20 protein-coding genes and 1 pseudogene are annotated in these 23371 nt (G+C 40.5%); 7 read left to right on the top strand and 14 right to left on the bottom strand.

Annotation, left to right across the window (positions count from 1 at the left end):
- The 13 genes and pseudogenes from ABF638_RS19870 to ABF638_RS19810 all read right to left on the bottom strand — a co-directional run bounded on the left by ABF638_RS19870 (position 1) and on the right by ABF638_RS19810 (position 10290).
- Positions 1–387 carry a GPW/gp25 family protein gene (locus ABF638_RS19870; RefSeq protein WP_435024720.1) on the bottom strand — a complete coding sequence of 129 codons (387 nt, stop codon included), beginning with the start codon at positions 385–387 and terminating at the stop codon, positions 1–3.
- Positions 387–1094 (bottom strand): phage baseplate assembly protein V, encoded by a 708-nt coding sequence (locus ABF638_RS19865; protein WP_435024718.1) that lies wholly within the window; start codon positions 1092–1094, stop codon positions 387–389. The genes ABF638_RS19870 and ABF638_RS19865 overlap by 1 nt, the downstream gene beginning before the upstream one ends.
- A complete protein-coding gene (locus tag ABF638_RS19860) occupies positions 1091–2155 on the bottom strand; it encodes a phage late control D family protein (RefSeq protein ID WP_435024717.1) in 1065 nt (354 codons plus the stop codon). The genes ABF638_RS19865 and ABF638_RS19860 overlap by 4 nt, the downstream gene beginning before the upstream one ends.
- A gap of 3 nt (positions 2156–2158) precedes the next feature.
- On the bottom strand, positions 2159–2821 hold the full coding sequence (locus tag ABF638_RS19855) for a LysM peptidoglycan-binding domain-containing protein (protein ID WP_435024716.1): 663 nt from the start codon (positions 2819–2821) through the stop codon (positions 2159–2161).
- On the bottom strand, positions 2812–4236 hold the full coding sequence (locus ABF638_RS19850; RefSeq protein WP_435024715.1) for a hypothetical protein: 1425 nt from the start codon (positions 4234–4236) through the stop codon (positions 2812–2814). The genes ABF638_RS19855 and ABF638_RS19850 overlap by 10 nt, the downstream gene beginning before the upstream one ends.
- Before the next feature lie 88 nt (positions 4237–4324).
- Positions 4325–4807, bottom strand: a complete 483-nt coding sequence (locus tag ABF638_RS19845) for a phage tail protein (protein ID WP_435024714.1) — start codon at positions 4805–4807, stop codon at positions 4325–4327.
- 11 nt (positions 4808–4818) lie between these two features.
- Positions 4819–4953: pseudogene (locus ABF638_RS19840) on the bottom strand (DUF6760 family protein); the annotation flags it as partial.
- Between the two features lie 17 nt (positions 4954–4970).
- A complete protein-coding gene (locus ABF638_RS19835) occupies positions 4971–5333 on the bottom strand; it encodes a hypothetical protein (protein ID WP_069069340.1) in 363 nt (120 codons plus the stop codon).
- A 20-nt stretch (positions 5334–5353) separates the two neighbouring features.
- A complete protein-coding gene (locus ABF638_RS19830) occupies positions 5354–5794 on the bottom strand; it encodes a phage tail protein (protein WP_435024713.1) in 441 nt (146 codons plus the stop codon).
- Between the two features lie 355 nt (positions 5795–6149).
- Complete coding sequence (locus tag ABF638_RS19825) at positions 6150–7256, bottom strand: phage tail sheath family protein (RefSeq protein WP_435024712.1); 1107 nt, start codon at positions 7254–7256, stop codon at positions 6150–6152.
- 210 nt (positions 7257–7466) lie between these two features.
- Complete coding sequence (locus ABF638_RS19820; RefSeq protein WP_435024711.1) at positions 7467–8912, bottom strand: phage tail sheath family protein; 1446 nt, start codon at positions 8910–8912, stop codon at positions 7467–7469.
- A gap of 140 nt (positions 8913–9052) precedes the next feature.
- Positions 9053–9691 (bottom strand): carboxypeptidase regulatory-like domain-containing protein, encoded by a 639-nt coding sequence (locus ABF638_RS19815; RefSeq protein ID WP_435024710.1) that lies wholly within the window; start codon positions 9689–9691, stop codon positions 9053–9055.
- 14 nt (positions 9692–9705) lie between these two features.
- Positions 9706–10290: a DUF4255 domain-containing protein gene (locus ABF638_RS19810; protein WP_435024709.1), complete on the bottom strand. Its 585-nt coding sequence runs from the start codon at positions 10288–10290 to the stop codon at positions 9706–9708.
- Positions 10291–10701: 411 nt separating this feature from the next.
- Here ABF638_RS19810 and ABF638_RS19805 point away from each other — a divergent pair, with 411 nt between their 5' ends.
- The 5 genes from ABF638_RS19805 (at position 10702) to ABF638_RS19785 (ending at position 16939) form a co-directional block, all read left to right on the top strand.
- Positions 10702–12459 carry an eCIS core domain-containing protein gene (locus ABF638_RS19805; RefSeq protein ID WP_435024708.1) on the top strand — a complete coding sequence of 586 codons (1758 nt, stop codon included), beginning with the start codon at positions 10702–10704 and terminating at the stop codon, positions 12457–12459.
- Between the two features lie 164 nt (positions 12460–12623).
- Positions 12624–14756 carry an ATP-binding protein gene (locus ABF638_RS19800; RefSeq protein WP_435024707.1) on the top strand — a complete coding sequence of 711 codons (2133 nt, stop codon included), beginning with the start codon at positions 12624–12626 and terminating at the stop codon, positions 14754–14756.
- A gap of 220 nt (positions 14757–14976) precedes the next feature.
- Positions 14977–15615, top strand: coding sequence for a peroxiredoxin (locus ABF638_RS19795; RefSeq protein WP_435024706.1), 639 nt, complete (start codon positions 14977–14979; stop codon positions 15613–15615).
- Positions 15616–15732: 117 nt separating this feature from the next.
- Complete coding sequence (locus tag ABF638_RS19790; protein ID WP_435024705.1) at positions 15733–16317, top strand: Uma2 family endonuclease; 585 nt, start codon at positions 15733–15735, stop codon at positions 16315–16317.
- Between the two features lie 79 nt (positions 16318–16396).
- Positions 16397–16939 carry a Uma2 family endonuclease gene (locus ABF638_RS19785; RefSeq protein WP_435024703.1) on the top strand — a complete coding sequence of 181 codons (543 nt, stop codon included), beginning with the start codon at positions 16397–16399 and terminating at the stop codon, positions 16937–16939.
- A gap of 557 nt (positions 16940–17496) precedes the next feature.
- On the opposite strand, the gene ABF638_RS19780 is transcribed toward ABF638_RS19785, so the two are convergent.
- A complete protein-coding gene (locus ABF638_RS19780) occupies positions 17497–18990 on the bottom strand; it encodes a DUF3131 domain-containing protein (RefSeq protein WP_435024702.1) in 1494 nt (497 codons plus the stop codon).
- Positions 18991–19139: 149 nt separating this feature from the next.
- Here ABF638_RS19780 and ABF638_RS19775 point away from each other — a divergent pair, with 149 nt between their 5' ends.
- Positions 19140–19715 (top strand): TIGR04376 family protein, encoded by a 576-nt coding sequence (locus ABF638_RS19775; RefSeq protein ID WP_069069332.1) that lies wholly within the window; start codon positions 19140–19142, stop codon positions 19713–19715.
- A gap of 750 nt (positions 19716–20465) precedes the next feature.
- Positions 20466–23371 (top strand): HEAT repeat domain-containing protein (locus ABF638_RS19770; RefSeq protein ID WP_435024701.1); only part of this gene is annotated, 2906 nt, incomplete at its 3' end.

Raw genomic sequence — 23371 nt, 5'->3', positions numbered from 1 at the left:
TTACTGCAAGTAAAAAGGATAAACTAAATTAAAAATATTATTTGTTGTCCGAACTTGATAATTTACCTGAATTAAAATCACATTTGGTTGGTTGCAATCGGGAACTGTATCAACATCTAAAACATCAATGCGAGGTTCCCATTCAATTAAAGCATCGCGCACATCACTAACAATTTGCCCAACCGTTCCTAAACTATTCGGAGAGAACACCTTTTCATGAATGTCACAGCCAAAATCAGGACGCATTAACCGTTCTCCTTTGGCAGTACTGAGAATCATCCAAATCGATTGACGTACAACATCTTCATATCTTGCTACTTTAATTTGACCCTTTTCATCAAGTTGTATTGGTAAAGTCCATCCCACACCTAAGAAATCAATATCCATTACATCACCTCTAATGAACTATCATTTATTTTCACTCCGTTTGCACATTTAATCCCTAAACCAGATTGTGCTTCCAAATCATATTTAGCTTTGGCTTTAATAGTACAATTTGCACCTACTTCTAATTGATAATTTTGTTGAGTTGTTATTTGCAGATTTTTACATTCAATTGATATATCATCATCACTACTCTTTAAGATAATTTTTCCTTTAGTTTCAATAGTTAAATCTTTTTCAACTTGAATATTCATCTTATTTTTTTGAGAATTAATCACAATTTTATTTTTACCAGTCTTATCTTGAATAATAATCTGTTCATTCTCCTCAGTATCATCTAAAACAATCTTATGACCGCTTCGAGATTTAATGACTCGTTGATTATTTTTCCCATCTTCATTTGTTATTGGTGGTTTATCTTTCCCATTCCACAAAGCACCAAGAATGTAAGGGAAATTCATATCACCTTGTTCAAAAGCAACCAAAACTTCATCATCAACTTCCGGCAAAAAATAAATACCCCGGTCATTTCCTGCCATGAGAGTTACTATTCGAGCCCAGTAACTTTCTTCTTCTGAAGATAGCCAAGGAAATTTCACTTTAATTCTTCCTAATCTCTCTGGGTCTTTGTTATTAGTAACTATGCCAACAGTTACGCCGTAAAAATGATTGTTTTGGTTATTTGATAATAAAAATTCTAGTCCATTCATGTAGCATTTCTCCCCACAGTAAATGAAGTTCTATAACCTTGATTTTGTGAATAACTATGTTCCGTGCTTTTAATATAATAAAGCCCGTTAAATCTTTTACCAAGTCCAAGAATTTCAATCACTTTCCCGGCGCGTAAATTGGGATTACCTTGACAAGTCCCTTCACCAGTAATGTAGGCGATCGCCATATCCTGAAACTGCCCTAATGCCATGTTATCGGCTTCTTCTTTACTTAATAAAGGTTGATTTACTATCGTATAGCTCGATTCACCAAAGGCTTTTTTGACTGCTTTTGTCCCAGAAGTTAAACCTCCCATTGTGCCACCTTCTTTTCCTACTGTTGCTTTACCCGACACCTCTTCTTTTTCTTTAGCAATCCAACCTTTGACCTCTAACTGTTGTACCTGATTCATCGTACTTAAGCGTGGTAAAAACTCTTGTAAATCTTCTCCATAAGTTAAAGTCAAAACTTTCTCTGTAGCGTTCTCATGGGGGCGAAAATGGAGAGTTTTTTGATCTACTGCAACTTCATAACCAATGCGTTTAGCTCTCTCTTTTAAAAAATCCCAATCTGTTTGATTATGCTGCAAAATATATTCTAACTTCACTTTAGTATCGGTAACTTTGGCTGTAAGTCCTCTAGTTCTAGCAATTTGACTGACAATTTCACTATCCTTAATTTTGAGGAAGGATTTTGTGTGACTTCCTCGCAACAAACGATGGCGTAAATCATGACCACGCACTACTAATACAGGTGCTACATCCTGGGTATATTCTGGTTCTAATCCCGTAATTTCCCCCACCATGATAGTTTTGAGTTCTTGTTCATATCCCATTTGAATTTCTACTTCATTACCAACATCAAATACTTTGTCATCTACCCATGTCATTTCTTGTTTTAATAAGTCCCAAGTAACTAATCGCAGCTCGAACATACCAGGCGCTTCCAAATCCTCAGAGACTAAAGCTGATACCAAATCAGCTTCTATTTCTGCGGCTAAGGGTTTGCTTTGAACCAAAATTTTGACATTAGGATTTAATAAGGAAGCATCATTTGGCATGATTTAACTCCTCTGAGTCAGGCTAGTAATTCGCAAAGGAGGAATTGTCAGCACAGTTCCAGGATTTAAGATACGAGGATTGTTTAAGCGATTTTCTGCGGCAATTACACGCCATAAAGCGGGATCTCCATATTCTTCAGTGGCGATACTACTTAAAGTTTCTCCTCGTTTAACGATTCTCACAGGATCATCAATGGGATTAGCAATCTTTGCCTTTTTTTTCGGTTCTTTCCATTCTTTAAATTTACAAGTTAAGGTGGCTCTGACAGGCGTACCATCTTCAAGAAAATGAGTCAGTTTTTTAGTAACACTTTCTAAAAAACCATCAGGTAATAACAAGCTATCTTTACCCGATATAGTTCCCCAAATCAGTTGACAACGAGGGGGACGTTTGGGATTTTTGCCAATGCGAGGCTGAGTCAAACTAAAAATTTTGCGGGTATAGTTTTGGACATTTTCTGGGGGAAATCCTATCAGGGTGGTGTCAAAGAACAAATCAAGACTAAGTTGAGTTAATTCTTTAGATGCAACTGGGCCATAATTTCCCATTGACCAGCCTGTTTTGACAATTTCCACTTGATTAGGGTTAAAAAGAACTTTAAATTTATCAGCAAAGTCTCCTGGGTTATTTTTTTCAGCTTTGATAGTTAATTTCTCTAGTGCCATCGATTTTTTCCTCTGCGTTCACTTTCAATTACTAACCGTCGCATTAGTTTGCGTTCAACTTGACTAGCGATAGCATCAACATCAATATTGGATTGAGTTTCTATTGGCGAAACTGAGGTTTCTGTTGGTGATACAGGACTGGCAAAACTTCTAGGAGTTGATGAAGAATCCGTATTTGATATTGAATTGCGGTTCGATAGGTTCGATTGCTGGCTATTACTCTTTGATGATGGATTAGCTTTAGCTATGGGTAAAGGCAAAGATTCAGTTTTTAAGGATGTGTTACTTGGAGAAGTTACAGAAACAACAGGAAGGGGAGATATGTTTTGCTTGTGATTACTTTGATTAATTTGTGAGGTAGAAATAGTAACAGGCTGTGTGTTGAAGGTCGTTGCAGGTTGATTTTGAGAAATTGATGAATTGATAGCAAATGATATTTTTTGCTTATTCAAATTAACTTGAGGAGTTAGAGGTTGTGCAGTGACAATGGGAAGTTGTTTTGAGGAGATTTGATATATTAAGTTTTCGTGCTTGATTGAGCTTATATTGTCTCCATAATTATCTGCTTGTGTTTCTTGTTGGTCAGCTAAATTATTTAAATCATTAACAATAGGAAGAGATGGCTGTGATCTGGAATCAATCTGGAGTTTTGCTTGAATAATAGGTAATGTCACATCAGGAAGGCTGGGAAATTCTTGTGATGACAACATTTCTGCTGTTTGTGGTAACTTTTCAGCAATGGATTGTGGCGAAACTATGGGGATTTTTGGTGAAGAGATAGAAGTGGTGTCTGCATTCAATTGAGATGGGTGATTGAGATTTGATTCAGCGCTATTAGGCAAAGATGTTTGCGAGTTTGTCAAATCTACTAACGCCATTTCTGCTATTTTTGGTAATTGTTCAGCAATGGGTTGTGGCGAAACTACTGAAACTTCAGATGAAGATATAAAGGTTTTATTAATTGGCGTTTCTAAAGTTAAAGATTGGGTTGTGTCATCCGCAAAATTAGAACTTGATAAATCTGTAATATTTTGTGCAGGGGTAGTATTAGTAACTGTTCTAATTGGTAAAGATTCAGAAGAATCTATTTTTCTTTGAATTACATTAGGCGAAGGCTCAACTTGGGAGACAGTTGGCAGAGAATTATGTAGCCTATTCTCTACTTCTTGTTCTTTTGCTAATGAAACAGGCTGTGCATAAACAATCGGCATAGGCTCAGATGATAGGGTATTAGTATTACCCCAGCGTTGCATTTGTTGATTCAAAAGAGGCAAACGATTTAAAAAGCGATCGCAACGATTAATAATGCGCTGACTCATCGCCATTTTCATCATTCCCGGTTGACGCAAGGGACGATGGAGGCGATTTACTAACCCCTCATCAAGTGAATCTTGCCAATTAGATAAATTTGCCATGATGCAACATAAAACTCCTATGCGATTTTTACAAAGCTGAATACAACTATAAAAACCTCCTTACCTATCACCTATTCCCTCTATATTCCTATAACTTAGAAATTCCTTGATGCACCAATTCAATTTTTTCTACAGCAATTTCATCGCTACTAGCGTTAAAGCTTGGCCCTTCCCACTTGACGGGATATGCTTTTTTAAACGTCCACCACATCACCGGGATTTGCTGACTATTAAGTAAGAGAATCGTACCGTTCAACTGCTGAATCCACCCTTGACTAGTTGCTTTATACCAAATATAAAACAAATCAATATTTACCAATCCTCGACTCAAAACCAAATTTGGATAGGTAGTATGTTTGGGGAATTTATGAGTAAAATCATTTAAGCCTCCTTCCTGATAAGATTCCAACTCAATTTCGCTACTTAAACCGCTAACCTCGCTAAAACCACCAATAACAACTCCTCCAATTTCCACGGCAAAATTATAAGCCATGTAGGGATCGTGTCCCAGTAAACTGGCTGTTGAACCTGCGGCTAAAGCTGCATTGAGTGCGATAAGTTTGGGATTCATTTTTTTCCTGTTCAATCGCTAAGTCGCTGATTAATTTGTGCTACCTGCGTCACCCACTGCTGACGTTCTCGGTGTTCCATTGTCATAATCTGTTCGTAAGACCAATGAAAATGGTAGGCGAGGTAAGCTACCTCCTCCAGCAGTCGTTCTGTGGGGTAGCAAACTACTCCCCCACGGGAATAGTTTCCACTTCAAACTCTCCGTCACAGTGGGGACAAGCTACCCGCAGACGACTATGACCGTTTTGGTTAATCCTTTGATAAAAATCCTGTAAATAGACTAAATCTCCTGAAAATAAACCCTCAATTATTTTGGTATTAATTTGGTCTAATGTTCCTAGTTGGACTATCGTCCTTGCTAAGAGAATAATCACCAAATAACCAGGATTTTTTTGCACCCTTGGATCTCGGATGGGGGCAATTTCATCATAGGCAGTGGAAAGGCGCATTATGCCTTCACGGTGAGTGTTACTTTCCGAGTCTAGATATCCTTGAGGCAAGATAAAAGGAAATTCAGTTTGCTGCATGATTTTGCGGAAGGGAAATATTAACCAATGGTAATACCTTCATGAACTAATTCGAGAGTTTCTATCGCTACTTCGTCTGAGGTAGCATTAAAATCTGGAGCATTCCAAGTAGTAGGCCAACTATTTTCTAAATTCCAACGAATTTTTTCTTCTCCTTTATCATCAGCCAAAATAATGGAAAGATTACGACGATCTGTTTCACCATTTTGTAATTTTTTGTGCCATTCCCACAGTTCTTTATTGTCGGTAATTCCCCGTTTTAGGGTAATGTTGCCATAAGTATTAAGACCGGGAATTTGACGTTGGTTTAATGCTTTATCTGTTCCTTCTCGGTAAGTTCCTGCATTGCGAGTTGCTGTCAAACCGCTACATTCACGAAAACCAGCATGGACAATACCATCCCATTCCACCCAGAAATTATAACCACTGTATGGGTCGTGGGGATTAGAAATTGTGGGCATAAAAGAACCTCCTGCAATAAATTGGAACTAACAATTATCAGTTATATAGGAATCTGCTTTGATTTTTGAACTTATACCAATTCAATTAATGATTGCAACACATCCTTGGGTAAAGACGCGATGAATCGCGTCTCTACAAATGGTCTATTTGTCGCATTCTTTTTTCAAATTGGTATTACTTGTTTAGGAAGGCAATAGGCAATAGGCAAGAAGGCTTTTTGAGTTGTATGGAGTTTTTTCACGCAATCAAAGATGAGTCCTATATAATTGCCATTTAATTTTTGAAACACTCAACACATATCTACCTCCTTTTTCCACTTTTTTACTATTGCCCATTCCCTATTGCCTATTGCCTTCATATCAATGTAATTCCGCTACTACTTTGAACAACTAAAAGTTGAATAAATTCCCCTGGAATAGTGGGGGCTAAACCAACTTCTGCTATTACTTGTCCCATTTCTCGATTTTCAGGGGGATTAGTTTCGGCATCACATTTGACATAAAATGCCTCTTGGGGCAAAGCACCTTGGATAGCACCTTGTCGCCATAAAGATTCACAATAAACGCTTAATTCCCTTTGCAGTCGCACCCATAAAGGAAAAGCATTGGGTTCAAAGACTGTATCGGCTAAGTTACGATTTACCCAGCGTCCAAAGGTGAGAAATAAGCGACGCACGTTGACATATTGCCATTCAGCGATGGGGCTGAGGGTACGCACTCCCCAGACTCGCATACCTCGTCCTTGGAAGCTGCGAATACAATTGACTCCCGCTGCGTTTTTTGGATTCAGCTGTTCTTGGTCTGTGGGAGTTAGGGGAAAACTGAGATCCAGTACCCCTGCAAGTGGAATATTAGCAGGTGCGCCATGTACTCCGACTGTGCGATCGCAACTTGCATAAATTCCGGCAATATGACCACAGGGAGGAATCGCTTCTAAACGATGTTCTATTTTTAACCAAGGTGCATATAATGCCCCATTGTGGCTAGCAAGTCCTCGGCGTTGCCAATCTAGTTTTTCGCCATCATTCAAAGCATCAAGAATGGCAAAGCGATCGCCCATCTGCTCGCAATGTTTTAAAATAGCTTGTTGCTTTTGAATAACTTCCGCATCTGAACCAAGCATGATGTCGGGAACACAAACCAAATCAACATTTTCTAAGACTTCGCTGGTCTCTAAACCTTGTTGGAGAGCCTTAAGAGTATTGTCAGATAAGGCTATAACATAACAAAGACGACCTCCGTTTTCAAAAAATCCTTTGATTGCATCTCCTAAATATCCCTTGGCTTGACCAAAATATTGCTGAAAATGCGTCGCCAAGGTTAGCTTTTTTGGTTCGTTCACTCCCTCTTTAAGCGATGTCAAGCCAAAGAATACCGGAACACCTGTCAGTAACTCAGGTTTTGGAGTAGGAACGACATAGTTTAAAGAGATACCTGGTATTTTTGGCTCTAAAGTCGGCATTTGTCATTTGTCATTTGTCATTTGTCATTTGTCATTTGTCATTTGTCATTTGTCATTGGTCATTGGTCATTGGTCATTTGTCATTATTTTCAGTGGGGAGTAGGGAAAAACCACTTTCATACTTTCCTGTGAAACTTGTTTCCTTGAGATCACCTCCTACCTATTGCCTATTGCCTATTTGCCTATTCCCTATTCCCTATTCCCTATCCCCTACGTTCCCGTCCCAGTCCATTGACTGAGACGGAAAATCACGAATTCTGCCGGCTTCACCACTGCTAGACCAATCTCTGTGACAACTTGACCCAAATCCCGCACTTCTGGGGGGTTGGTTTCGGCATCACATTTCACATAAAAGGCTTCTTGGGGTGTTGTGCCAAATAATGCACCTTTGCGCCACTCTATCAATAAAAAAGCACTGATATTGCGGCGGATTTTTGCCCAGAGTTCGGGGGTATTGGGTTCAAAAACTGTCCATTGAGTCCCTTTATCAATGGAGTCTCGCAGGTAACTAAAATGACGGCGAATATTGACGTATTTAAACTCTGTATTTGCATCTCCGCCCAAGGTACGCGCACCCCAAACGCGGATGTTCCCGTTTAACTTGCGAATAACGTTAATGCCATCGGGATTAAGCCCATCTTGTTTGGCTTTGCTGAGATTATATTTTAAATCTAAGGCTCCCAAAATAGTTTCATTGGCAGGGGCTTTGTGTACTCCCCTTTGGCCATCAACCCGTGCATAAATTCCCGCAATATGACCGCTTGGGGGAATATAAATATTGCTATTGCTTGCAGGATCGAAAACTTGAATCCACGGGAAATATAATGCTGCATAGGCAGAGTTGAAGGGTTTAAGGGTATTTACAACTCCTGTGCTGCTAAGGTCGATGGTATCTAGACTATCCAGAATCGCAATGCGATCGCCTAGTTTTTCCGCATGGTCTTTGATATCATCTCTGAGGGCTAAATTTCCTGGTGCAGCGACAATAGTGATTTCATCAATAGCTTCAAAGGCATCTAAAACGCCAGCAAGTTGATTTTCTCCAGATATCCAGGTGACATAACAACGAGTTCCACCATTTCTGAAAAAGCCATAAACTGCATGAGCTAAGGTGTTTTGTCCTTGGGTATCGCCACTAGGTGGTAAAAAGTCACCAAAGAATTTCTTAAATTCACTAAAGTTTGTGATTAATTTAATTTCCCCTTCTTGAGCGATGTTGGAGTCGCTGGGAATTACTGTTACAGGTAGTTGAACTTGGTAATATCCAGTAATTTTTTCTCCTGAAGGAATCGCATCTTTAAATTTTACGGTTGCAGATTTGTCTGCATCACTATTGGTAATAGGGTTTGTATCATCTAAATTAACAGGATTCCCACCAACGAAGAAGCCATAAGTCCCCACTGTGGTAACTAGTGGATAATCTCCTGACAATAGGGAATAATTTTTTTGGTTTCCACCTTTACCTTCACCAATCTCAACTGGACTTGTAGGACTACCCACAGACTTAATTGAGGTATTGTTAGTATTAGTTGATGACCAAGCATTGGCTTTAATCGTGCCAATAAAAGCGGCAATACTGGTTCCAACTCCTACAATTGGGGCAGAACCGGAAGCTATTTCTTCAACGTAAACACCTGGAGAAAGATAGGTTGGCATTTCATTAGCTCCTTGATATAAGTAAGAAGGCAAATAGGGAATAGGCAATAGGCAATAGGTATAAGAGTTTTAGCTTAGTTTATTTTTCCTCATATAGTTGATTATTGTGCCTATTTACTTATCCTAAAAAAATTGAGTATTTATTTGGGTTTTAGAGCAAAATTCTGCTCTGCAATTACTTGCCCGCGCTGAATATTGAGTGACTGAGAAACTTGTTGATAACCTGTCGCAGAGACAATCATGGTAATGGTACGCTGACCTGATTTTGGCGATTCTAATCCGATTAAGCGATAATTACCTTGTTGGTCACTAATGGTACTATCTCCACTATCTTGAATCTGTACTTTGGCATTTGTAATCAACTTTTTTGAATCGTCTGCATCAGTAATTTTTCCTTTAATTCCCGTGGGTGAAAGCACAATATCTGCCATCGTCGCGGGAATTTTGCCATTGACAGGGGAAGATACTTGAACTTCTTTCCTAGCTTTGTTGTATCGAGTTGGGCTGGTAGGTAACGATGCTTCTAAAAGATATTCCCCAGGGGGTAAATTAGTAAAGTAAAAATAACCATCATTGCTGGTAATTTTGCGGTCAGGTCGCTCAGGCATTTTTTCCCATTGCGAACCGGATTGCAGTGCTTTTAGAGATAAAATAGCCCGGAATTTTTCTGGCATCTCAATAATTGCAACTATTGCACCAGAAATATTCTTTTGCGTTTCTCCTTGCAAAACTTTACCTGCGATCGCTATTTGTTGGTTAACTATAGATAGTTCGAGCATCGCTACTCCTGAAACTAAGAGTTTGGTTGATGAACTCCCACCAGTCCCGCTTCTTCTCCTGCTTCATCCACAGGAACGGAGATGGTGACAGTACAATGCAAGACAACCTTGGGTCTAGTTCCTTCTTTCCCCCCCATTGCTTGCCAGAATTCCCCAAAACTTTGTAAGTTACTGGGACGTAAACTAATTAGTCTTAAAGGAAGTTCTTGTGCTTCCAAGTTATCTGCAATCAAGGGTTCGGGAAGTTTTCGATGTCGCAGCAACACCTTCATCACTGCTCCTAAAAGTTGATGTTCTGTCTGGACATCCTCTTCATGTTGTGGCCAAGCAGTAATTAGATATGAACAATCTACCCTAGCTGGGGGACGTTTTCTAATTGCTCTGCCATTAGTTTGGCGTTCCACTGACCAAGCACTACTGCGTAACTCCAGATTCTCCTGCACATCATAAAGAAATAAATTAATCGCTGGCTTTTGTTTGATTGCTCCTTGATAAGGCGTAACAAAACTGATAAAAACTTCCGTGTCTCCAGAAGGAACATCAGGTGGAAGTTCTCGCTTCAATAGCAATTCTAAAGTAGTGTCTAGACCATCTAACATAATCTAAACAATGTTTTTTTTATGACACTGCTCATTTTGAAAGCTTATGAAAGAAAATAACTGCTAGTTCAAAATAATACAACCAGTTACTAGCTTTATGAATAAAATATACATGAAACATTGTCAAGAATATTGTAACTATTAGTAATATTTGCAAAAACTGTAATTTCAGAAAAATCTGCTAAAATCGATTGATTCAATTTAAAATAAGGAATTTGACGTTGCAAAATCTTTCTGCAACGATAATAATTGAGTTGGACTTTTCTCAGTGTTGTGAAATATCAATGTAATAATTTAGGCTACTAATACCATATACAATAAATACGCAAAAACTATAAGTTACATAAGCACTTAAGTATATATAAGCAGTATTTTTTATTGCAATCCCTAATCGAATGCCGGAGATTAACTATGTACCAAAAACAAATATTTCAAAAAGTTGCACCCTCGCTGCCATCAACGCCAATAAGTAAAGAGATTGCCTCTAGTCCCAGTTATGGATCATTGTCTTCAGTTGTGCAGAGAGTGCAACAAGACCCAAATAGCGTGAGTGGGGATGAGAGACAGGAGTTAGAGAGTGCGATCGGTACAAGGTCAACACAAAATATTTTGGCAGGGAAGCAAACCCAGTGGGTTCCTGAATTTCAAGGTATTTCCGCGCAGCTGTGGGATGATGCTGGGCAGGTGGATGCACCCATCCAAGCGAAGGGAAATGACGATGTTGGAATGTCTGAGGTACAACCAGAAAACAGAACGGGATTACCAGATAACCTGAAAGCCGGGATAGAAAATCTCTCTGGAATGGTGATAGATGATGTGAAGGTTCACTACAATTCCTCTAAACCCGCTGAGTTGCAAGCGTTAGCCTACACACAAGGGACGGATATTTATGTTGCACCAGGACAAGAGCAGCATTTACCTCATGAAGCTTGGCACATCGTCCAGCAGGCGCAGGGCCACGTAAAGCCGACTAGGCAGATGAAAAGTGGGATTTCAATCAATGATGATAAGGGGCTGGAGCATGAAGCAGATGTGATGGGAGCTAAGGCTATGAGCGCCAGCTATAGCTTACCAAGAAGGCAATTGCAACTGCACGCATCGCCGCCAAGCAATGCGCCCATACAAGGTTTCTTTCAGGTTGATTCCAATCGCATTTCAGAAAATATGAATATCGTCTGGGAAGGACAAAAAGATGTCTATGCAACAGCCACTCAATTTACCACATCCAATTTGGTACTCGATATTAAAGGTAGCAAATACTTATTACACCAAGGCGTGGCTAAAAATTACGGCGGCAATACCACTTATTATCGTGTTGAACCACGTTTAAATCCCCGCACAACAACGGCTGAAGAACAAGACTTGCAGCCGACCATGGGGGATGATGACGAAATGCTGAGGTCAAAGCATGAAAGCTATATGCAAGAACTCCGCTGGGTCGAAGAAGATCTGGAAGAGTTCAAAAACGATTTTGACAATGAAATAAGCCATGATCCCAACTGGCGCAAAAAGTTAAGCAGAAAAAGGATCATCGGTATGCGCCTCAATAATTGGTGTCGTGCTGCACCATATCGGCATGACTTACTGTTTATAGAGCTAGCACAAGTCACGCTTGAATATGAAAATCACGAAAGTCTAGAAACCATGACTAGAGATATAGCTAAGGTTCAAGTCAAATTCCACGCATTTGTGAATCGTGAAAATGCTTATCCGCGTGCTATCGCGCTCCCCAATGATTGCGCTCAGTGCGTCAGCGAGCTGGTAGGCGGAGAAGCAGCCCGAGAGCGCGGCAACAAAAACCCCGATATTGGCGGCAATTACCATGAAACATTACGCAGTCCTAAAAATAATGCATTGGGATGGAACTTCCACTGGGCTGGCGTGATTATGAAAGATGGCGGTGATAATGTATCACTGGAAAGTGCAGCGGGTATGTCTATGACCAATTATGATCGCCAAACGTGGTGGTTTGCCATGTACGGTACTCAAAAACCAGAGCAAACCTTCAAACACCAGATTCAGGAGTTCCATTACAAACGCAACATTTCCCTCCTCTTGAAGCAACTCCCAAATGGAATCGAAAATTATCGTTTTGGAACAGATTTTGGATTGATTTTAGACATCCAACAAATGAAACAAGCACTAAAAGATTTGAATGGTGATGGATAATCGTAATCTACTATTTCCTTTAAGATACAAGGTTGGGTTGAGGAATGAAACCCAGCAATCACACTTGCACTTACCCCAGTGCGATCGCCTAATTTCTCAACTCAAAAAAGTTCGATTGCCCAAAAACTCTGCTCCATTCTCATATATCACCCAAGGAATATCCAGTGGACTCGATAGCCGCAGGAGCGCAGATATTTACCAAACCCATCTCCCAAGCAGTAGAAATTAGTCCTGATTTAAATGGGTTGCAACCTCTGCTGCAACGATTAGATTGGTTAATCAAACAAGAAATTTTCGCTCTGCAAACCCAGGAAAAAGTTGAGGTAAAAGTCGAAGTTTCATGGTTGAAACAAACTGAAATCTCATCAGAGCAATCGTCTATTACAATTCGGTCAGATTCGCTCTTAGTATGGTTGCAAAATACTTTTGGTTTATCTAGCTTTGACTTGGATATACTCGCTATTTCCCTAGCACCAGAATTAGATCGTCACTATGAACAACTCTATGCCTATCTCCAAGATGATATAAGCAACAAAAGACCTACAGTAGATATGGTCTTAAACTTGCTCTGTTCTAGCGTTCCTGAAAAGCTATCACGACGTAAGCATTTTACTACTAACTCACCCCTAATTAACCACCGTCTGCTCCATCTCTGCCCAGAACCTCATCAACAGCAATCTACACTTCTTTCTCATCGTCTAATACTCGACTCCCAAGTGGTGAGGTTGCTATTGCATCAACCAGGGTTAGATTCCCGACTCACTTCTTGTTGTCAACTACTAGAACCAACCATATATTTTGATACTTTATATCTCAAGGCAAATGTACAAACAGCACTAGAAGCCTTGTTGATAGAAGATTGGCAGAAACAACAACCCCTACTGCTCTATTTTCAAGGAACTGATAGCACGGGTAAACGCCGCACCGCCCAAATCCTCGCCAAAAGCCTGGATGTTCCCTTGTTAATCGCCGATTTAGCACGGATGGTAGAGGATAAAGCTACCTTTGAGGAAAAACTTCAACTTTTATGGCGAGAAGCCTGGTTTTTTCACCGTTTGCTGTATCTGGATAACCTCGATATTCTCTACCTTCAAGAACATCAAATTCTCTATCAATCCTTCCTCAAAGAACTAGAGAACAATCGGGGTATAACCATCCTCGCAGGGGTGCAAAATTGGGTACCCACAGCTACAGGCGCAACCGGGTTCATTACAGTTCCCTTTACAATTCCTGAGTCTAGTCAACGCAGACAATATTGGCAAACTCACCTAAAAGCAGCACAGATAACTGTTGAGGATCGAGAGTTAGATGTGTTGTGCGATCGCTTTCTGCTAACCCCAGACCAAATTGCCGATGCTGTCGCTACTGCCTATAATACTGCCCGTTGGCAACAAATTGACTCAACTAAAGAAAAATCACTACCGTCATTTTTAAACTTATGTAGTGCAGCTCGCGCTCAATCAGGTCACGATTTAGCTAGCCTCGCCCGTAAAATCGAACCGAAATATACCTGGGATGATATTGTATTGCACCCCAACCAAATCACACAACTACAAGATATTTGCAAAGAAGCAGAATACCGAGATTTAGTACATCAAAAATGGGGTTTTGCAGATAAATTATCTTTAGGAAAAGGTCTAAATGTTCTGTTTTCTGGTTCTTCCGGTACAGGTAAAACTATGGCAGCAGAGGTGATTGCCCATCAACTGCAACTAGACCTTTACAAAATTGATTTATCTCAAATAGTTAGTAAATACATCGGCGAGACAGAAAAAAATCTCAATCGCATTTTTACTGCTGCAACCAATTCTAATGCCATTCTTTTTTTCGATGAAGCTGATGCCTTGTTTGGCAAACGTTCTGAGGTGCAAGATGCCCGCGATCGCTACGCCAATATCGAAGTAGGTTATCTGTTGCAAAAAATGGAAGAGTATGAAGGTATTGCAATTTTAACTACAAATCTCCGTAGCAATATTGACGAAGCTTTTGAGCGGCGACTCCGATTTATTATCGAGTTTACCTTACCAGATACAAAGAATCGTCACCTAATTTGGCAGAGAATTTTCCCAAAAAATGCCCCCTGTAGCCACAATCTTGATTTAGAATTATTGGCACAAAATTTTGAGATTACGGGGGCTAATATTCGCTATATTGCGCTGACAGCAGCTTTTCTAGCAGCAGATGATGGGGGAGTAATTGAGATGGTACATTTAATTCGAGCGCTGCGTCGAGAGTATCAGAAAATGGGACAAATTATCAGGGATAAGGATTTAGGTCAATATGTAGATTTGCGTTGATTCTTCTATGTAAAGAAAAACCTGTAGGGAAAACACACTAACTAAAGCATATATATGTACTTTAGTCAATAAGTTTTACCTCTCTTTCGTCCTTTATCCAAAAGTGCTGACAACCTAAAATTTTGTTTCAAACTGCTATAGTCCGATTGGGAAATCGGGGTTTTATGTCATGATGGCATACTAGAATATATATGCCTTTCTTAACTACAGGGAATCTCACATGGCTCTCCGTCTAGGTGACACAGTACCCAACTTTACGCAAGCCTCAACACACGGCGACATCGATTTTTACCAATGGGCAGGTGACAGCTGGGTTGTGCTGTTCTCTCACCCTGCTGATTTTACACCTGTTTGTACGACAGAACTCGGCACAGTTGCCAAGCTCAAACCAGAATTTGACAAGCGCAATGTCAAAGCGATCGCACTCAGCGTTGATGACGTTGAATCCCACAAAGGCTGGGTGGGAGACATTGAAGAAACTCAAAGCACCACCCTTAACTACCCAATTTTGGCAGATGCCGATCGCAAGGTTGCTGACCTTTACGACATGATCCACCCGAATGCGAATGCGGCGGTGACAGTGCGATCGGTTTTCGTGATTGACCCCAATAAGAAACTCCGCCTGAGTTTTACATATCCCCCCAGCACAGGACGCAACTTTGATGAAATTTTGCGGGTGATTGATTCTCTGCAATTGACTGATAATTACAGCGTGGCGACACCAGCTGACTGGAAAGATGGAGACGATTGTGTAATTGTCCCCTCACTCAAAGATCCAGAAGTACTCAAAGAGAAATTCCCCAAAGGCTACGAGGAAATCAAACCCTATCTGCGGATGACTCCTCAGCCTAACAAGTAAATCTGAGAATAATTTTTGATAAAAAAGCAAGGACGTAAAGTTATAACTTTGCGTCTTTGTTTTTTTGCGTGAGAATATAGTCAGTTGGCTAGGCATCCGAACCTGGAGGATATTCCGATGTTTTCATCCCCTTTGGTTTTGCAAATTCCGTCATCAATGCAAATGACAGACGAACAATTTTTTGAATTCTGTCAGGTGAATCGTGATTTACGCATTGAGCGAAATAAATTTGGAGAATTGGTAATTATGCCTCCTACTGGTTCAGAGACAGGAAACCGAGAAGTTAATATCTCAGGACAGTTATGGGTGTGGTCAGAACAAGATGGTACAGGTATAACTTTTAGCTCTAGTACCGGATTTAAGCTATCAACAGGTGCAGAACGCTCTCCAGATGCTTCCTGGATTAAACTAGAACGGTGGAATGCTCTGTCTCCAAAACAACAAGAAAAGTTTGCTCCCATTTGTCCAGATTTTGTAGTCGAACTCAAATCTCCTAGCGATAACCTCCAGACTTTGAAGGAAAAAATGGAGGAATATATGAATGAGCCAGGAATACAGTTAGGTTGGTTGATTGACCGTAAGCAGCATAAAGTTTATATTTATCGTCCTGGATTGCCAGAGGAATGTTTAGAAAATCCTGTTACCGTTAGCGGTGAGTCGGTATTGCCTGGGTTTATTCTCAACATGAGTAAAGTTTGGTAGCGAAAGTTTTACTTACCTTTAACAGCAAGAACCCATAAAATTGAACTAGGTCTATCACAAGAATGTGAGCAATTTTGCTATGAAAACCTTGGCTAAATGGTCTGTAGACGACTATCACCGCATGGTTGAGGCAGGCATTCTGCGTGGTCGTCATGTGGAACTGCTAGCAGGCGAAATTGTTGAGATGAGTCCAGAAACGCCAATTCACTACACCACAGCAAAACGAGGTGCAAAATATTTAGAAGAATTGCTATTAGGTAAAGCTGATGTCCGCTTCAATGGGCCTATTACACTATCCGACTCGGAACCAGAACCTGATATTGCAATTGTTCGACTTCCAGAGTCATCCTACAACGATCGCCATCCTGCTCCTAGAGATATATTCTGGATTGTAGAAGTTGCCAAGACAAGCTTAAACAAGGACTTGGAGATCAAGGCTGCGATTTATGCGACGGCTGAAATTCAAGAATATTGGGTTTTAAGTTTATCTGCTAAACAGATGATTGTGTTCAGAAACCCTCAAAATGGTAAGTATATTGAAGAATATACTATTAAGCAAGGAACGGTTACACCATTAGCATTTGCAGATGTTTCAGTGTCTGTTCAGAGACTTTTGCCATAGGGTGGCGTTGCTGAATGGAGGTATAAATAGATTTATCTAAGTGCAATTCTTCCGAATTTCCATAAATTCCCAGTATGGACATTGCACAGTAGATGACCTTAATTTATCTTTCTATTATGCAACGCCAGTTTTTCATTACCTGGGAATCTTATACCAATTCAATTAATGATTGCAACACATCTTTGGGTAAAGACGCGATGAATCGCGTCTCTACAAATGGTCTATTTGTCGCATTCTTTTTTCAAATTGGTATTAGCTCTATACCATTTCACTCTAATAATGATACAAATACGTGGGTAAGGGTTTAGCAGTGTTCATTGGTGTCAACTTAAGCTGAAATCCTTTTCAAATCTCGTTTCCAGCCTCTGGCTGGAAATGCTGCTCATTGGTCTTGAGGCGGAGCCTCAAAGACAGGCATTCCCAGTCGGAGACTGGGAACGAGACAATATCTAAAGGCTTGTTCTGGGCTGGCTTTCACGTTAAGTTGACATTAATGAACACTGCTAAACCCCTACGAAAAATCTATATGTATCAAGATTTTCGTGAAATGGTATAACTTACGGTTTTCTGATAGCCTTCTCTGTTGACTTATGACTCTTGACTCCTGCCCAAACGGTAAGTGGTTGCCCAACTTTCTTATACAGTAGACTCTCCAAAATAACACCGTTATTATTGGCGGTAAGAGTTTTATTTGGCTGACGCATAGACTCATAAAAACCGTTGTACCAACCTTCTTTAGACTGAAGGTTGCCTTGAACGAAATCAAATAGCTGGCGAGTATAATCAGTGTTATAAAGTACATGCCAGCCGATCGCAGCTTTGGCACTGAGGAATCGCAAATTGTTATGCTGTTCTCTAGTATCTGTAATGGTTGCCCAAGATTTTCCGTTGACAAATAGGCTGCTGTAAACGAAGTATGGCGGGCGATCTAAGTTATCTTCGGTGACGGCGGTTAATTGTTTTGTGGCTTCATAACGTGCTGCTTGAGCAGCTAAAATCCGATCCGCATAAGCTTTAGGTAAAGCTTGAAATCCAGTTTCAATACCATCTAAGATATAAGGCTCGCTAAGAACATAGTTATTGGCTCCAGAGTTTTTATAGTCACGTTGATCGTAAGGAATTCCCTGTCCGTAAAGATCAACAAAGGCAGCATTGGACTGATAATCTAAGGCTTTATCAACATCCAAGCCCCAAAGCTTCAGACCATAAGCAGCATAATTCTCATAACCCAAGCGACCTTCTTGGTTGTACTGTTCTTTACCTTTGACAACGGCAGTACCATACATTTGTCCTCTTTTGGTCAGACGCTTAACTTGCCAATGTTTCCAAACTGCTTCTGTTTGCGATCGCATTTCTGGATACTTTGCCCCGACAATTTTCAGCCAAATTGCCATCCTGCCCAAATCGATGGCTGACCAACCAATTTCTTCCCGTTTTTCTAGTTGACCATAGTTAACAGGGACGAGAGTTTTAGCATTGTAAACCTTGTTGGGTAGTTCTCCTTTGTATAAAGGCATTGATGCCAGAGTTTTCAACATTTTGCTCATTTTGGCTTCAAATTCAGCCGCAGGCACGATATTGAGTTCTCTAGCACTGACCAAGGCTGCGATCGCTGCTGTCTGATCCCACATACTGACAGAGGCAAAGCCATCAACGGAATTGATCAAGCCAGTTTCATCGTTCCAGTTACGCTGGAAGTATGACCAAGCCTGACGAGCAGTTGTCGTTTCCCCTGGAGTCAGCTTTCCAACTCCAGGAGCAATGTATGGAATTATGGCTATCGTTAGTTGGTTTTTAGGAATGGGTTGACCTGGCAACACTACAGATTTAGCATCAAGGCTGGCAATTATTTCAGCTTCTTGAGTAGAGATCGGGCTTTGGATTTTATCTGGTTGTACCAACTGCTGTGAGGCAGTTTGGTCTACAGAAGTTTTAGGAAGTTGCTTAGACCAAACAGTTAAAATTGCGATCGCGATCGCAGCGGTAAGCACTCCTCCTACAGAAGCTAGTATGGACAAGCTCTTAGGTGGCGGTTGAAAATCAGAACTCATACTGATTAAAGCCTTATTTTGTAAGTCAGGGTTATTTGCGTAGTTTCACCAAATACATTCTTCCCAATTTTGAAATCTAACTAACACCCAGAAGTCCACCTGACTACTACAATAAAATAGTCACGCACCCGATCTCTGGAGTTCTAGCAGTGGGCTTATTTGATGATTTGAGTCGGTTTTTAGAAAACCGTTTAGAAGAATTCTTGCGTAACAATCCACATTTGGAGTTAGAGGCGCTGCTAGAACAGCTGCGTGAGCAAGAAGAAGATACGTTAAAGCTGATCGCAGATTTAAAATTACAAGAGAAGCGATCGGAAGAAGAAATTCTGTCCACCGCTCAAGAAATTCAGCGTTGGCATATCCGCATTCAAAAAGCCAAAAACGCCAATAGAGAGGATTTGGCGGCGGCGGCGGGTGAGCGAGAAGCAGCCTTGTTGCGCGAAGGAAATCAGCGCTGGGGACACATGCAAGGGCTGAAAGAACGCATTAACCAATCTCAGGAACTACTGCAAAAAATTCAGCAACGGCGACAAGAAGTGCAAGCTAAAGCGGCCGAAGCACAGACAGCCCGTGCGAAAGCGCAAACCCAGCAGCGCTCGGAAAGCATTGGTTGGTCGAATCAAACTAGCAATTTTTCTGGTGGTTTTGATGACTTAGAAGAGAAGTTCCGTAGCTGGGAAACTCAGGATGAATTAGAGCAAATGAAGCGGAATATGCAGAAGTAGCGCGTATTGGCTAGAATACGCCGAAATAGCAAATGCGTATGCCGAAATAGCAAATGCGTATGCCGAAATAGCAAATGAGTTCGCCGAAATAGCAAATGAGTTCGCCGAAATAGCAAATGAGTTCGCCGAAATAGCAAATGAGTACGCCGAAATAGCAAATGAGTACGTCGAAATAGCAAATGAGTTCGCCGAAATAGCAAATGAGTACGTCGAAATAACAAATGAGTACGTCGAAATAACAAATGAGTAGGCGCAGCCAGCCGTAGGCATCGCCAGGAATAGCTTACTCACTTGGTTTTTCGTGTCAGTTTTACCTCACCCTAACCCTCCCCTTTCCAAGGCTACGGTGTACACACAACTCTAGAAGAGTTGTGCCACAGGCTTTTGATCCCCCCAACCCCCGATAAATTGGCAGGCAAAAAGCTCTCAAAGTCCCCCTTCTTAAGGGGGATTTAGGGGGATCTACGACGATTTTGGTTATCTAGAAAGATGTGTGTACACCGTACCTTTCTAAGAGGATGTTTGAAAAGTTTCTCTCTGTAACTTTAGGCACTTTTGATCCCCCCTAACCCCCCTTAAAAAAGGGGGAACTGGAGTCAAAGTCCCCCTTTTTAAGGGGGATTTAGGGGGATCTAAAACTTTTGATACCGATAAGAGGACTTTTCAAACAACCTCTAAGGGGAGGGAACAAGATTTTTTACAAAGCTAATAAACGTGTAGTATGTATGTAAACTATATATACCAAGCAATATGAGTGTAGATTTATTAGCTATTGTTGCCCCAGGACTAAAAATAGTAGCTCCAGAAATTGCTAAAAAAATTAATAGTGCATTAAATCCTACAGACTTAGAAAAAGCTTTAAAAGCAGGTGCCAAATCTGCTGAGGAATGGGATAGTGAGCAATCTTATCAACAGCATTTGTTCTATCATTGTGATGACAAACAAGCTAGAGAACTTCTAGACCAATTTTTCAAAGATACAGGAGTTCAAGAAGAATTACAAAAGCCTTTTACAGAGAAAACAACCCCAAATCTACAAGTTTTAATTCAAATATTCCACAAAATCAAATCAGAAAAGCCAAACTTAGAGTTTAGCGATAAAAGTATTGAACATTGGCTGAAAAAGTTTGTAGATGCTTATTTTGAACACACCAATACATATTTAAAATTTCAAATTGCTAAATCAGATTATCTCAAACAACTACTAGGCTACTTTGATGGTGTTGAATTTGTCGGCATCAAGGTAAAAACAAAAGAAGAAGAGAAATTTGCTAAACTACCACAAATTTTTGTGATGCCTAATGTAGTTGAGCAGTTGGAAGTTAGAGCAAGCACAGGTTTAAAATTAAATCTAGATTTGGCTTTAGAAGAGACAGCCAACCAGCAACTCCAGGAAAATTTAGTTTGGGAACAACAAAGTAGTGGCAAGAAATTCTCAGCCAAAGAACTGCTGAAAGAAAGTACACGCAATAAATTTGTTGTGTTGGGAGAACCAGGAATTGGTAAAACAACATTGATGAGTTACTTTGCTGTGATGCTGGCTGAACAGCAGACTGAAAAACTCGGTTTATCAGCAGACTTAGAGTTACTGCCAATTTTGATTAGAATTAGAGACTTAGGCAAAGCTTCAACGAAGAATCTTTTAGAATATGTACGCAATTTTGCCAATAGTATTCACGTTAAAGAATTGCCCAAAGGTTTCTTTGAACATTGGTTAGAAGATGGGAGAGCATTAATTTTACTTGATGGCTTAGATGAAATCGCTAAACCAAGCGATCGCTATGAGTTTGTAAAGATAATTCACAGCTTTCTCGGACAATATTCTCAAAATCGGGCAATTATAACTTCGCGTCCAGCAGGTTATAGTCGAGAGTTTTTTGGTACAGATGAATTTCCTCATTATCAGCTAGAAAAATTTGATGATAGTCAAATTGATTTATTTATTCAGCAATGGTATAACAGCAGACTGTCAAACAACCTAGAAAAAGCACAAGAGCTTCAAGAAAGTTTAAAAAAAGCATTAGCAGCACAAGAACGCATCAAATTATTAGCACGTAATCCTTTACTACTGACAATTATTGCTTTGATTCATCGCTATGAGGCACGTTTGCCTAGATATCGATATGAACTGTATAAACAGGCAGTTGAAACGCTATTAATTAACTGGGATGCAGACAAGGGGATTGAGTCTTGGAAGCTGAATTATATTCAATTGGACGATATCAAAATATTGATGCGACAACTCGCTTACTGGATTCATTCTCAAGGGGAAACTAGCGATAAAGAAGGTGGTACGCTGATTGATAGAGATGAGTTAATTAGGCAATTAAGCGAATATATTCGTGAATGTAATTATCAAGTTAAGAAACATCAGGCTGAAGCCGAGGCAGAACGCCTAGTTGACCATATTACAGAACGCTGTGGTTTATTAAACGAACAAGGTCAAGATAGATATGCCTTTGTGCATAAGACATTTCAGGAATATTTGGCAGGTGAAGAAATACGCGATCGCCAATCAGGAGAATTTCAGGAAGTACTAAATCACATTCGAGATTATCTACACAATTCTCACTGGCGAGAGGTGTTGTTGCTGTTAATAGCTCAACAAAATCCAAAGAACTCGAAAAGAATTATTGATGAAATTCTGCAACAAGAGACTCCTTATGAAGAATGGCTGCACCGCAATCTTTTTTTTGCAGGCACTTGTTTAACAGAAGATTTAAAATTATCTGATGGTAATTTGATTACAGATATTTTGCAAGAACTAGTTGAGCTTGAAGTTAACAATTCTCAGCGAGTAGGTAGGAAAGTTAAATCACAGGTTTTTCAAATTCTTTGCAGTTTAAATGAAACCCAGTTTCAAGCTCAAGCACTACAACTGTTGAAAGCATCAGCAGATTTGATATATGAAGAGCGACTGCGAGAATATCGGGCAGCTTTAGGTGAACAACAGGAGGTATTAGTAGAACTGCTGGGTTTACTCAAAGATGAGAATGTGAGTGTGCGTTACTCTGCTGCTCAAGTATTGGGCAAGTTGGGCAACGCGCCACAGGTAGTTGAAGCACTGCTGGGTTTACTCAAAGATGAGAGTGGGGTAGTGTCTTATTCTGCTGCTGAAGCATTGGGCAAGTTGGGCAACGCCTCGCCACAGGTAGTTGAAGCACTGCTAGGTTTACTCAAAGATGATAGTGGGAGTGTGCGTAACTCTGCTGCTTTAGCATTGGGCAAGTTGGGCAACGCTTTGCCACAGGTATTTGAAGCACTGCTAGGTTTACTCAAAGATGAGACTAGGATAGTGTCTTACTCTGATGCTAAAGTATTGGGTATGTTGGACAACACCCCGCCACAGTTAGTTGAAGTACTGCTGGGTTTACTCAAAGATGAGAGTGGGATAGTGTCTTATTCTGCTGCTGAAGCATTGGGCAAGTTGGGCAACGCTTCGCCACAGGTAGTTGAAGCACTGCTGGGTTTACTCAAAGATGATAGTGAGAATATGCGTAACTCTGCTGCTGAAGCATTGGGCAAGTTGGGCAACGCCTCGCCACAGGTAGTTGAAGCACTGCTGGGTTTACTCAAAGATGATAGTGAGAATATGCGTAACTCTGCTGCTGAAGCATTGGGCAAGTTGGGCAACGCCTCGCCACAGGTAGTTGAAGC

Source organism: Nostoc sp. CALU 1950 (genome assembly GCF_051172895.1).
Lineage (GTDB): Bacteria > Cyanobacteriota > Cyanobacteriia > Cyanobacteriales > Nostocaceae > Nostoc > Nostoc edaphicum_A.
Note: the sequence above shows the minus strand (reverse complement) of the source record. Positions and strands in the feature narration are given on the sequence as shown.

Excerpts from the sequence above, each read along its gene's own strand:
- ABF638_RS19870 (WP_435024720.1), bottom strand. The coding sequence starts at position 387 with ATGGATATTGATTTCTTAGGTGTGGGATGGACTTTACCAATACAACTT.
- ABF638_RS19865 (WP_435024718.1), bottom strand. The coding sequence starts at position 1,094 with ATGAATGGACTAGAATTTTTATTATCAAATAACCAAAACAATCATTTT.
- ABF638_RS19860 (WP_435024717.1), bottom strand. The coding sequence starts at position 2,155 with ATGCCAAATGATGCTTCCTTATTAAATCCTAATGTCAAAATTTTGGTT.
- ABF638_RS19855 (WP_435024716.1), bottom strand. The coding sequence starts at position 2,821 with ATGGCACTAGAGAAATTAACTATCAAAGCTGAAAAAAATAACCCAGGA.
- ABF638_RS19850 (WP_435024715.1), bottom strand. The coding sequence starts at position 4,236 with ATGGCAAATTTATCTAATTGGCAAGATTCACTTGATGAGGGGTTAGTA.
- ABF638_RS19845 (WP_435024714.1), bottom strand. The coding sequence starts at position 4,807 with ATGAATCCCAAACTTATCGCACTCAATGCAGCTTTAGCCGCAGGTTCA.
- ABF638_RS19835 (WP_069069340.1), bottom strand. The coding sequence starts at position 5,333 with ATGCAGCAAACTGAATTTCCTTTTATCTTGCCTCAAGGATATCTAGAC.
- ABF638_RS19830 (WP_435024713.1), bottom strand. The coding sequence starts at position 5,794 with ATGCCCACAATTTCTAATCCCCACGACCCATACAGTGGTTATAATTTC.
- ABF638_RS19825 (WP_435024712.1), bottom strand. The coding sequence starts at position 7,256 with ATGCCGACTTTAGAGCCAAAAATACCAGGTATCTCTTTAAACTATGTC.
- ABF638_RS19820 (WP_435024711.1), bottom strand. The coding sequence starts at position 8,912 with ATGCCAACCTATCTTTCTCCAGGTGTTTACGTTGAAGAAATAGCTTCC.
- ABF638_RS19815 (WP_435024710.1), bottom strand. The coding sequence starts at position 9,691 with ATGCTCGAACTATCTATAGTTAACCAACAAATAGCGATCGCAGGTAAA.
- ABF638_RS19810 (WP_435024709.1), bottom strand. The coding sequence starts at position 10,290 with ATGTTAGATGGTCTAGACACTACTTTAGAATTGCTATTGAAGCGAGAA.
- ABF638_RS19805 (WP_435024708.1), top strand. The coding sequence starts at position 10,702 with ATGTACCAAAAACAAATATTTCAAAAAGTTGCACCCTCGCTGCCATCA.
- ABF638_RS19795 (WP_435024706.1), top strand. The coding sequence starts at position 14,977 with ATGGCTCTCCGTCTAGGTGACACAGTACCCAACTTTACGCAAGCCTCA.
- ABF638_RS19790 (WP_435024705.1), top strand. The coding sequence starts at position 15,733 with ATGTTTTCATCCCCTTTGGTTTTGCAAATTCCGTCATCAATGCAAATG.
- ABF638_RS19785 (WP_435024703.1), top strand. The coding sequence starts at position 16,397 with ATGAAAACCTTGGCTAAATGGTCTGTAGACGACTATCACCGCATGGTT.
- ABF638_RS19780 (WP_435024702.1), bottom strand. The coding sequence starts at position 18,990 with ATGAGTTCTGATTTTCAACCGCCACCTAAGAGCTTGTCCATACTAGCT.